Raw genomic sequence first — 12232 nt, forward strand, 5'->3', positions numbered from 1 at the left:
GATATCTGTGTTTTTAAGATTTTAATCAATTGTGGATAACTTGGTGATTATTTTTATCCATAGTTTGCGAATACTTTTATCCACATGAGGTTTTGAATTTAAATTTAGATTGTTTATTTCTTTTTTGAGCAAATTTTGCAGAATTCTTCATGACAGATGTGGATAACTTGGTTAGAATGGCGACCCGCTTTGGCGGACAGTGGTGTTTTTAAATTTAAAAATGGATGAATAGGGGTTTCACATGCTTTGGACAGACTGCTTAACTCGCTTGCGACAAGAGCTCTCTGGAAATGTTTTTACAATGTGGATTCGCCCTTTAGTTGCTGAAGAGTTAGAAGACACTTTGCGACTATATGCGCCTAATCCATATTGGACGCGTTATATTCAAGAACATCATTTAGAACTTATTACTATTTTGGCAGAGCAATTGTCAGAAGGACGAGTACGTCATGTGGAAATCATGGTGGATTCTCGCCCAGGTGCAATTTTATCTCCAAGTGAACAACCTGCTACAACAACAGCAGCCTTGGAAACTTCAACCCCTGTACCAGCGGTAAAGCCAAAGAAAGAAAAAGATGATTCGTCGCTAAAAAACAAAAAGCGATTGCTAAATCCCTTATTTACTTTTTCACTGTTTGTTGAAGGTCGTTCCAACCAAATGGCCGCTGAAACTTGCCGTAAAGTATTGACTCAATTGGGGGCTTCTCAGCATAACCCTTTGTTTTTATATGGCCCGACAGGTTTAGGTAAAACTCACTTAATGCAAGCGGTAGGAAATGCTTTATTACAAGCCAAGCCAAATGCACGGGTGATGTATATGACCGCTGAAAGCTTTGTGCAAGATTTTGTCAGTTCCTTACAACAAGGCAAAGTTGAAGAATTTAAGAAAAACTGTCGTTCTTTAGACTTACTTCTGGTGGACGATATTCACTTATTGGCTGGAAAAGAAGCCAGTTTGGTCGAGTTTTTCTATACATTTAACGCCTTACTGGATGAATCGAAGCAAATTATCTTAACTTCGGACCGTTATCCTAAAGAATTGACGGAACTCGATGCCCGTTTAGTTTCGCGTTTTTCTTGGGGCTTGTCGGTTGGTGTAGAACCTCCTGATATTGAAACGCGAATTGAGATTTTATTGAAGAAAGCTCAAAGTAGTGGCGTAGATTTACCACGTAATTGTGCGTTATTTATTGCACAACAAGTGGTTGCCAATGTCCGTGAGTTAGAAGGTGCACTCAATAAAGTCGTCGCTATTTCACGGTTTAAAGGTACATCGATTGATCTTGATGTGGTGCGCGAGTCACTGAAAGATGTATTGGCGATTCGTGCTCGAACCATCAGTACAGAAAACATTCAACGTGTGGTAAGCGAATATTTCCGTATTCCATTGAAAGAGTTAATTGGTCCTAAACGGACGCGTATTTATGCACGCCCTCGTCAATTGGCAATGGGCTTGGCACGTGAACTGACTGGGGACAGTTTTCCTGAAATTGGTATGGCATTTGGTGGTCGTGACCACAGCACTGTCATGCATGCGTGTGAAAAAGTACAAAGCCTCAGAGAGGATGATCCGATCTTTAATGAGGATTACAAAAACTTGCAACGCCTGCTGCAAAGCTAATCTATATTGATCAAATTCTATTCTTGCAATGCGGTATATTCTGCCGCATAGTACACTGCTAAAAACACATTTATTTATATTTCATCTTCAGTTTTTTCGAGGAATGCATCGTGCGTTTAAAAATCGCCAAAGAAAGTTTACTTAATGTTCTTTCACATGTAGTAGGAGCGGTGGAACGTCGCCACACCTTAAACATTTTATCGAATGTTAAAGTACAAGTGAGTCAAAATGCTTTGGCGATTACAGGTTCAGATTTAGAAGTTGAATTGGTTGCGAGTACCAATTTAATGGAAGGTGCGTGCTTACAAGCGGGTGAAACGACAGTACCTGCACGTAAACTGATGGATATCTGTAAATCTTTACCAAGTTCTGCCTTAATCGATATTCAAATTACCGAAGATCAGCGCTGTATTCTGAAATCGGGGAACAGCCGTTTTGTATTGGGGACTTTGCCTGCCGAAGATTACCCGTTGCTTAATACAGAAAACACACAAGGCACACAAGTTGCGGTCACTCAGCGTGAATTAAAACGTTTATTTGAAAAAACGGCCTTTGCAATGGCTGTACAGGATGTTCGTTTTTATTTAACAGGTACTTTACTAGAAATTGATGAAAATCAATTGCGTGCAGTCACAACAGATGGTCACCGTTTGGCCTTGTGTGAAACATTGGCTTCTTCAAATACGCAACAGTTGATTCAAGCGATTGTACCGCGTAAAGCCGTGGGTGAATTACAACGTTTACTGAGCATTGAAGATGAGCAATTGTCGTTATTAATTGGTCGTGAACTACTGAATGTGACCATTAATACACCAAGCCGCGATAAAGAGCAGGGAACCATTACTGTTCGTTTTACCACGAAACTGATCGATGGGAAATTTCCAGATTATCGCCGTGTCATTCCTCGTGGTGGTGATAAAAATGTATTAATTGCTCATGATGTGTTTAAGCAGTCTTTACAGCGTGTTTCGATTTTAAGTAATGAAAAACTGCGTGGCGTATTCTTGAATTTCAGTGCAGATACTTTGCAATTGCGTGCCAATAACCCTGAGCAAGATGAAGCGATTGAAGATTTGGCAATTCAGTACAACGATGCACCGTTAGAAATGTCATTTAATGCACAGTATTTACTGGATGTGCTTGGTGTCCTAGATGGTGATGATGTATCGATGACCATGAGTGAGGCCAACCAATCAGTATTGGTTCATGATCCTGCACATGCTGATCAGACCTATGTTGTTATGCCAATGCGTGTGTAATCGCTAGATTTATTATGCAGATTACGCGTTTAAACATCGAACGTGTTCGTAATTTAAAAACGGTTGCACTCTCTGAGTTGCAGCCGTTTAACGTCTTTTATGGTGCGAATGGTTCGGGAAAAACTTCAATTTTGGAGGCGATTCATTTGCTGGCGACGGGTCGTTCCTTTCGCACCCATATTCCCAAACACTATATTCTGCATGATGCTCAGAATGCTGTTGTTTTTGCCCAATCTTCCAGTGAAAAAATTGGAATGCAAAAGCATATTAATGGCGAGCAGGTCATGAAAGTGAATGGAGATCATATTGCCACACAAGGGCAGTTGGCCAAACTACTACCTTTACAGCATATCGATCCGCAAAGTACCGATATTATTGATCAAGGTGCCAAGCCAAGACGACAGTTACTCGACTGGCTAATGTTTCACGTGGAACCAGAGTTTTATCATGCGTGGCAATATTATTCGCGTGCCTTAAAACAACGCAATAGCCTATTAAAGTCACAGCGGTATTTAAGTCTAGAAAGCTTAGAACCGTGGAATAAAATGTTGGGTGAATATGGTGAAATTTTGCATTCACAGCGGGTTGCGATTGTGGAACAGTGGAATGTATTTTTTCAGCAAGATCTACACTATCTGCTGCCTAACTTAAGTGTTGAGCTGCAATATATTGCTGGCTTTCATACTGAACATGGATTGCTACAAGACCTATGCATTCACCATCAAAAAGATGTTGACCGAAGATATACAGAATATGGTCCACATCGTGCCGATTTACGTCTGAAAACTCCCAACGGGGAGGCGGATATTGTTTTATCCCGCGGCCAAAAAAAGCTACTGATTATAGCGCTAAAACTCTCACAGATTGCAATGCTACATGCCTGTAATAAGGAAACTGTGGTATTATTAGATGATCTGACAGCAGAATTAGATTTAGCCGCACAACAACGTTTAATTGAGCGATTAAGCCAACTTGGTAGTCAAGTTTTTATTACCACTTTAGAGCATGAATCTGTGCAAAAACATTTACATGACTTGTCTATTTCCCACCAATTGTTCCACGTGGAAAATGGCCAAGTAGCATGTGTTGTGCAATGATTTCCCATCTTTGGATAGACCGATTTTTCACTAGGGAGTAACCATGAGTTCAGAAGACCAATCTGTCACTCAAACAGAACAAAGCAACGAAAAGGCTTATGATTCCTCTAGCATCAAAGTGTTGCGTGGTTTGGATGCCGTTCGTAAGCGCCCAGGTATGTATATTGGCGATACTGATGATGGTTCAGGTTTGCATCACATGGTGTTCGAGGTGGTGGATAACGCCATTGATGAAGCTTTAGCTGGTCATTGTGATGAAATCTTGGTGACGATTCATGAAGATGAGTCGGTCAGTGTTTCTGATAACGGTCGTGGTATTCCAACCGATATTCACCCTGAAGAAGGGGTTTCTGCCGCAGAAGTTATTTTAACGATTCTGCACGCTGGCGGTAAATTTGACGATAATAGTTATAAAGTTTCAGGTGGTTTGCACGGTGTAGGTGTTTCCGTTGTAAATGCCTTGTCGAGCAAACTCGAGTTAACCATTCATCGTGCTGGGCATATTCATCAACAAGAATATCGTCACGGTGACCCACAGTACCCACTTAAAGTCATTGGTAATACAGAAACTACAGGTACGATTGTACGTTTCTGGCCAAGTGCAGAAACGTTTAGCCAAACGATTTTTAATGTCGATATTTTGGCGCGTCGTTTACGTGAATTATCTTTCCTGAACGCAGGTGTGCGTATTGTTCTGCGTGATGAGCGAATTAATTTAGAACATGTATATGACTATGAAGGTGGTTTATCTGAATTTGTTAAATACATTAATCAGGGCAAAAACCATCTGAATGACATTTTCCACTTTACCACTCAAGCTGAAAATGGCATTGGAGTGGAAGTAGCGTTGCAATGGAATGATACTTATCAAGAAAATGTCCGTTGCTTCACCAACAATATCCCACAAAAAGATGGTGGTACACACTTAGCAGGCTTCCGTGCAGCACTGACCCGTGGCTTAAACAGCTATATGGAAAATGAGAGTCTGCTGAAAAAAGAAAAAGTAGCAGTTACGGGCGATGATGCGCGTGAAGGTTTAACTGCAATTATTTCAGTGAAAGTGCCAGATCCAAAATTCTCTTCACAAACCAAAGAAAAATTGGTATCGAGTGAGGTGAAACCTGCGGTTGAGCAGGCGATGAACAAATCGTTCTCTGAGTATTTGCTTGAGAATCCTGTTGCTGCAAAATCAATTGCTGGCAAAATTATTGATGCGGCTCGTGCTCGTGATGCGGCTCGTAAAGCCCGAGAAATGACGCGTCGTAAAAGTGCCTTAGATATTGCTGGTTTGCCAGGTAAATTGGCAGACTGTCAGGAAAAAGATCCTGCAATGTCTGAATTGTATCTGGTCGAGGGTGACTCTGCGGGTGGTTCGGCGAAACAAGGGCGTAACCGTAAAATGCAGGCCATTTTACCCTTGAAAGGTAAAATCTTGAACGTAGAACGTGCACGCTTTGACAAGATGATTTCTTCTCAGGAAGTGGGGACGCTGATCACCGCTTTGGGCTGTGGTATTGGGCGTGAAGAATACAATCCTGATAAGTTACGTTATCATAAAATTATTATCATGACCGATGCCGACGTCGATGGTTCACACATTCGTACTTTGTTGTTAACTTTCTTCTTCCGTCAAATGCCAGAATTGGTGGAACGTGGTCATATTTATATTGCCCAACCACCATTGTATAAGTTGAAAAAAGGTAAGCAAGAGCAATACATCAAAGATAATGAAGCATTGGAAACCTTCCTGATTTCAAATGCGATTGATGATTTGGCTTTGCATATTAGTGCTGAAGCGCCTGCGATTCGTGGCGAAGCTTTAGCCAACGTGATTGCGGATTATCAAACCTCGCAAAAGAGTCTACAGCGTTTAACTCAGCGTTATCCTGCAAGCTTGTTGGATGGTCTGATCTCAATGGATGCTTATAAGTTTGATCATTCACAAGATTTGGCTTATGTACAACAGTGGGGTGAGCAATTGCGTGCTGCTGTTGAAAAAACTCAGCCGAGCTTGCGTCCTGAATTGACCTTGGAAGCTTTTGATAAAGAGCTGGCTGATGGTCAGAAGGTAGTGGTGTATTTCCCACGTATCACGATTTATGTGCACAACCTTCCGCACAGCTATTTGCTTGATGCAGGCTTGTTATCTTCGGGTGAGTATGTCCGTTTGCTGAAAAACTCGAAGAGTTGGTTTAGCTTGCTTGAAGAAGGTGCATATTTAGAGAAGGGCGAACGCAAGATTGCGGTCAACAATTTCCATCAAGTATGGCAACACATTTTACAAGACTCGCGTCGCGGCATGATGATCCAACGTTATAAAGGTTTGGGTGAAATGAACGCCGAGCAGCTCTGGGAAACCACGATGGACCCTGACAATCGTAATATGTTGCAAGTGACAATTGATGATGCGATTGAGGCTGATCGCATGTTCTCTTGTTTGATGGGGGATGATGTCGAACCACGTCGTGCCTTCATTGAAGAGAATGCTTTAAATGCCGATATTGATGCCTAACAGCATGTCACCTTGAAAGCAGCCTATGGGCTGCTTTTTTATTGCATAGACTTTGTTGGTTTTTAGTGATGGTTATTAAACTGTCGTATTGTTCTGGCATGCTGACTAAAAATAACTGAGCGGAAAGCATATGGATTTAAGTTTGGAACAGTGTCGAGATCATTGGCTGAATGCTTTTTATACGGGACAAGTACAGGAATTAATGGTGTACGAGCATCCAGAATTTAAAGTGGTATATGAGGCACAAGGGAAGGTAGAAAGTAATTTGAGTCGTTATGCATGTATTGAGCATGCAGTTCAAAACGGCGTCTGGAAGCCTCGTCATTTAGACATTCAAACTGAAATATTTGAGTTTAACCCGACACAAACTGAATGCCGAATCTTGCTCCATCTCGCGCAGCCTGGACAGGTCGTTCAAGAAACTTGGTCCTTTCAAGCCGATGCATGGCAAATTATTGAACTACGGTTTTGCAAAAAGAAACTGGTTGATCTATGTGATTGAATTGATTTCAGCATAAAAAAGCAGGTCGTGTGACCTGCTTTTAATTTATTGGGGATTGGTCTTAGTCAGTGAAAGTCACTTTCGCGATGGCTTTTTTACCTGCTTGAACAATCACCGTGATATTTTCTTTCACAGAGAAGCCGGCATCGACCACATTCCAATCGACTTTAACGGCTCCACGTGAAACAGCGTCTTTGGCAGCAGCCGCATTTTTGGTTAAGCCCGCAGCGCGTACAATCGAAGCAATAAACATTTCACCACCAAACTCGGCACGTGAAATCGTAATTTCAGGTGTTCCTTCTGGTAATTCACCTTCGGTAATGATGTTGCCAGCACCTTTATGCGCATTGGCAGCTGCTTCAGCACCGTGGAAACGTTCGACCAACTCAAGTGCAAGAATCTTCTTCACTTCTTGTGGGTTACGACCATCTTCAATTTCTTTCAACAAGACTTTGATTTCTTCAAGTGATTTAAAGCTGAGCAGATCAAAATAACGTTCAATCAAAGCATCTGGCATGGAAAGTACTTTTTGATACATTGCCCCAGGCGTATCAAATACCCCAATGTAGTTGCCTAAAGATTTAGACATTTTGTTGACGCCATCTAAACCTTCAAGAATTGGCACGGTAATACATACTTGCGCTTCTTGATCATAACGACCTTGCAAGGTACGACCCATCAGCAAGTTAAAGGTTTGATCTGTCCCACCAAGTTCCACATCGGCATGTAAGGCAACAGAATCATAGCCTTGTACCAGTGGATACAAGAATTCGTGAATGGCAATCGGTTGTTGATTATTATAACGCTTAGTGAAGTCATCACGTTCTAACATACGCGCCACAGTTTGCTGTGAAGCCAACTGAATTAAATCAGCCGCAGTTTTAGTCGCAAACCATTCCGAGTTAAACACTACTTTGGTTTTGTTCGGGTCAAGAATTTTAAACACTTGTTCTTGATAGGTCTTGGCATTTTCTAAGACTTGTTCACGTGACAATGGTGGGCGAGTCGCACTTTTACCCGTAGGGTCACCGATCATTGCCGTATAGTCACCAATCAAGAAAAACACTTCATGACCAAGGTCTTGGAACGTTTTTAATTTATTGATCAGCACGGTATGACCTAAGTGTAAGTCAGGTGCAGTCGGGTCGAAGCCCGCTTTAATTTTTAAAGGACGATTCTCTTTGAGTTTCTTTAATAGATCCTCTTCAGAGATAATTTCATGAGTGCCTCGTTGAATGAGGGCAAGTTGTTCTTCAGCCGGCAGGAAATTTGACATCACAAAACCCAAACACATCAGTTATTCAATTTGTGCGATATACTAACACTTTTTCAGCACATTGCAGGCTTTAGAATAATCATGACAGCAATCTATATTGGGGTAATGACCGGCACCAGCATGGATGGGGTAGATATTGTGGCCGCTTCATTCGACCCATTGCAGTTGCATGCCACGCTTACCTTAGCGTTTGACCCCGATTTACGAAATGAACTGATGGCACTCACTTTGCCTGATGATAACGAAATAGATCGTATGGGCAAGGCTGATGTGGCTTTGGCAAAAATGATTGGTGAAGGCATCAATACGCTGATTGAACAGCATCAACTTGATCGTAGCCAAATTAAAGCGATTGGTTCGCATGGGCAGACCATTCGACATCGCTCAGAGCATGGCTTTACTTTACAGATTGGCGATCCCAACATTATTACTGAAATCACTCAAATTCCTGTGGTCTCTGATTTCCGTCGTCGCGACATGGCTGCGGGTGGGCAGGGTGCACCCTTGGTCCCTGCTTTTCATCAAGCTTTATTTCAGCATGAAAGCATTCACCGTGTGATTCTGAATTTAGGGGGCATTGCAAATGTCAGCCTTTTACCTGCGGGTGCACCAGAGCAAGTTTCGGGTTTTGATACAGGACCAGCCAATATTCTGATGGATGCATGGTGCCATCGTTATACCGGACAACCTTATGATGAAAATGGTAACTGGGCAGCTTATGGTCAGCCAATTCGCAGCTTGTTAGAGCGTTTACAGGCCCATGATTTTTTTGCCAAAGAGCCACCTAAAAGTACGGGACGTGAAGATTTTAATCTGGATTGGCTAGATGACCAAATCATGGACTGGCGCAATGACGAGCTGGCTTATGATGAATTGGAAGATACACCTGAAAATGTCCAAGCGACTCTATTAAAACTCACCACACGTGCCATTAAGAAAGCCATTTATCGCTCAGGAATGGAGACAGGCGAGGTCTATGTCTGCGGTGGTGGTGCTTATAATTCACAACTATTAGAACAATTACGTTGGCGTTTACGCAAGCACCAATGGACAGTCCAAAGTACCGCAGATTTGGGCTTAAGTCCGACTTGGGTCGAAGCCACAGCTTTTGCTTGGTTGGCTATGCGTTTTGTTGAACATTTGAGTGGTAATTTACCTGCGGTAACTGGCGCTGACGGTTATCGTATTTTAGGTAGCATAACTGCAGTTTAAACGTCCAGAACACATGCATAAAAAAACCTCCTGAATAGGAGGTTTTTTTATCTATAATCGATTTAAATCGAGAAAGATGATCCACAGCCACAAGTGGTGGTTGCATTCGGATTTTGTACAATAAAGCGTGAACCTTCAAGACCTTCAATATAATCGACCACTGAACCGACGAGATATTGATAGCTCAGTGAGTCAACCAGCATTTTCACATCACCATTGATGAATTCTGCATCATCTTCATTCATATTATCGGCAAAGTTAAAACCATAAGAAAAGCCAGAACAGCCCCCGCCCGTTACATAGACACGTAACATGAGATCTTGGTTGCCTTCACTATCGCGCAATTGGCGTACTTTATTTGCAGCATTGTCGGTCAACACAAGCGCTGGAGCAGTCATGATAGATTCCTCTGTTCGGTTCATGGGTCTTTTAAAAATGAAAAAGACCATATGTCTAGTATAGCATACTCAATATATGGTCAATATTCGAAGATTAAAAGTCAAAGCAGAGTAATTTTATCAAGATTATTTGTAGTTTTCATCTTGTAAGCCGCATTCAAAATTTTTGGCATCTTCTTTACAGCGGAATTGCCACAGCAGTTTCATCATGCGTTTGTCGTATACGCCTTGCTGAGTCAAATTAATTCGCGCATCGCGCATCATTTTTTGATAGCCAGGTTTGTCGGTTGCGGAAACTTCCATCCAGTATTTAGTTGGAATATCGGCTTTCATCTTGCCTAAAATGCCAAAGGCACGAGGAAGCTGTGATTTCACCCATTCACGTGATTGCTGTCCGTAGCCTTTAGGGAAACGGTCAGGGCGGATAATGATGTTGCCAGTAACTTGCAAAATTGGGTAGTTCACAATTGCCCCTTTGTTGCCTAAACCTTTGTGTAATTCGAGTGGTTTAAAGGCCGCTGCAGGGGCACCAATAATATCGACCTGACCATTATTAAATTTGCTGCCAAAATTGGTGACATCTGAACTGACGGCTTGGGCACCAACTTGTTGCACCATGATTTTTTGCGCTTGATCATAATCCAGTACGGCAATTTTTTTGCCTGCGGCTTTAGCAACAGTATTGATGTTACGATCATTGACCAACAGATAGGCATCACCCACTGGAATGACGCCTGCAACTTCATATTTGCCTTTCACCATATATTTGCTAAAAGTGGGATTGGCTAAACCTTGCATGACTTTAACTGCTAATTTTAGATTGGGAATGGCTCCAATCGCATCCAGTGAGCCAGTAAAATCATTAAATTGACGTCCGCGCATGCCAGTCACACTAATGCCATCGCATTTCCCTGCCTTAAAATCTTCGGCAATCACCGCTTCATTTTGGGCAACTCGTAATTCAATATCTGCCCCCCAGTTTTTGGCGGCCAATTGATAATCTTTCATTAGCGCATAGACATCACCACTTTTACCGACCAAGTCAAATACGCAGACCACTTGTTTGGCTTGTACAAGGCTGGTTGCAGTACACAGCCCGAGTCCGATCAAAAGTTGTATTGATGATCGTTTCATCATATGAATTTTCCTTATTCCGTTCTTTTTATATTGTTGGGATGATGTTTTTCATCATTTTAAGTGGTAAAGCAATCCGTTTTCCTGAGTTCAAGATTAGCGTGTTTTTATCCTTGAACATTGGCACTTTAGACTAAAACTTAAATAAAAAAGCCTAGAGTAATCTAGGCCTTAGTTATTGATTTATGGTCTATTCACCTGCCATCGAACATTCGAAATTGGCTTTATCAACAGAGCAACGTGCCTTTTTCAAAACACTCATCATGCCTGCATCATAAATACCTTGCTTGGTGAGATCGATACGACCATCACGTAACATTTTTTGGTATTTAATTTTATCTTCAGCATTTAAATTCATGCGGTATTTTGCAGGAATACCCGCTTCAAGACGATTAATCATCGAGAAGCTTTTTGGTAAATTCTTCACAAACCAGTCTCGAGATTTTTGTCCAAAACCAGCAGGGAATTGTTCAGGACGAATCACAAAGTCAGCAGTCACTTGTAGAACTGGAAAGTTAAACATTGCGCCGTTATTGCCTAAACCCTTATAAATTTCGAGAGGTTTATATGCATAGGCTGGGGCGCCCACCATGTCCACTTGACCATTATTAAATTTAGCCACGAAATTTGAAACATCTGAAATCACAGCTTGGGCACCAACACGCTGTACCATAATTTTTTGTGCTTGGTCATAGCCCAAGACTGCGAATTTTTTGCCAGCAGCCTTTTCGATGGAATTGATGTTTTTGTCACGGACGAATATAAAAGCAGAGCCAAGGGGAGCAATGCCTGCCACTTCATATTTTTTGCCACTCAATGTGGTCACCATTTTGCTGGCATTGCGCTGGTCTAAGGCAAAGCTAATGGCTTTTTGCGCAATTGCATTGCTGGGTACACCACCTAGGGCATCAATTGAACCAGCAAATTTATTGTATTGACGTGCGCGCATTGCAGTCATAAAAACGCCGTCACATTTACCTGCTTTAAAATCGTTGTCTGCGACAGCTTCATCTTGTCGTGGAATGAGGTTGACTTCTGCCCCCCAGCTTTTTGCTGCTAGTGCCCATTCTTGCGCCATTTGATAAGACTCACCTGACTTACCAAGCAAATCAAATACACAGATATCGACTTTGGCTGCTTGTGTAGTCGTAGAAAGACCCACAGCAGTCAAAGCAGCTAAACCTAACATGACTTTTTTCATTGTGTTCATCCTTTTCAGAT

At 41.9% G+C, this 12232-nt stretch carries 10 protein-coding genes; 6 read left to right on the top strand and 4 right to left on the bottom strand.

The features are described 5' to 3' along the window. Nucleotides 1–241: 241 nt before the first annotated feature. The 5 genes from dnaA to MP622_RS14180 all read left to right on the top strand — a co-directional run bounded on the left by dnaA (nt 242) and on the right by MP622_RS14180 (nt 6991). Complete coding sequence (dnaA, locus tag MP622_RS14160; RefSeq protein ID WP_131324504.1) at nt 242–1621, top strand: chromosomal replication initiator protein DnaA; 1380 nt, start codon at nt 242–244, stop codon at nt 1619–1621. A gap of 110 nt (nt 1622–1731) precedes the next feature. Continuing rightward, a complete protein-coding gene (gene dnaN, locus MP622_RS14165) occupies nt 1732–2880 on the top strand; it encodes a DNA polymerase III subunit beta (RefSeq protein ID WP_016168945.1) in 1149 nt (382 codons plus the stop codon). 14 nt (nt 2881–2894) lie between these two features. Further along, nucleotides 2895–3977, top strand: a complete 1083-nt coding sequence (recF, locus tag MP622_RS14170; RefSeq protein ID WP_243791488.1) for a DNA replication/repair protein RecF — start codon at nt 2895–2897, stop codon at nt 3975–3977. Between the two features lie 43 nt (nt 3978–4020). Further along, on the top strand, nt 4021–6489 hold the full coding sequence (gyrB, locus tag MP622_RS14175) for a DNA topoisomerase (ATP-hydrolyzing) subunit B (protein WP_243791490.1): 2469 nt from the start codon (nt 4021–4023) through the stop codon (nt 6487–6489). A gap of 130 nt (nt 6490–6619) precedes the next feature. Then, entirely contained in the window at nt 6620–6991 is a 372-nt protein-coding gene (locus MP622_RS14180) for a hypothetical protein (protein WP_016168942.1), read from the top strand. 61 nt (nt 6992–7052) lie between these two features. Here the strand turns inward: MP622_RS14180 and tyrS are convergent, their stop codons facing one another. Then, nucleotides 7053–8285 (bottom strand): tyrosine--tRNA ligase, encoded by a 1233-nt coding sequence (gene tyrS, locus MP622_RS14185; protein WP_016168941.1) that lies wholly within the window; start codon nt 8283–8285, stop codon nt 7053–7055. 63 nt (nt 8286–8348) lie between these two features. Between tyrS and MP622_RS14190 the strand changes: the two genes are divergently transcribed. Next, a complete protein-coding gene (locus MP622_RS14190; RefSeq protein WP_243791492.1) occupies nt 8349–9479 on the top strand; it encodes an anhydro-N-acetylmuramic acid kinase in 1131 nt (376 codons plus the stop codon). 62 nt (nt 9480–9541) lie between these two features. Here MP622_RS14190 and erpA read toward each other — a convergent pair whose 3' ends face one another. From erpA to MP622_RS14205, 3 genes are all read right to left on the bottom strand, one after another. Then, a complete protein-coding gene (gene erpA, locus MP622_RS14195; protein WP_016168939.1) occupies nt 9542–9877 on the bottom strand; it encodes an iron-sulfur cluster insertion protein ErpA in 336 nt (111 codons plus the stop codon). Nucleotides 9878–10003: 126 nt separating this feature from the next. Then, complete coding sequence (locus MP622_RS14200) at nt 10004–11011, bottom strand: putative solute-binding protein (RefSeq protein ID WP_243793545.1); 1008 nt, start codon at nt 11009–11011, stop codon at nt 10004–10006. A 190-nt stretch (nt 11012–11201) separates the two neighbouring features. After that, nucleotides 11202–12212 (bottom strand): putative solute-binding protein, encoded by a 1011-nt coding sequence (locus tag MP622_RS14205; protein ID WP_243791494.1) that lies wholly within the window; start codon nt 12210–12212, stop codon nt 11202–11204. Nucleotides 12213–12232: the final 20 nt, after the last annotated feature.

The sequence above is a fragment of the Acinetobacter sp. PK01 genome, assembly GCF_022819285.1.
Lineage (GTDB): Bacteria > Pseudomonadota > Gammaproteobacteria > Pseudomonadales > Moraxellaceae > Acinetobacter > Acinetobacter tandoii.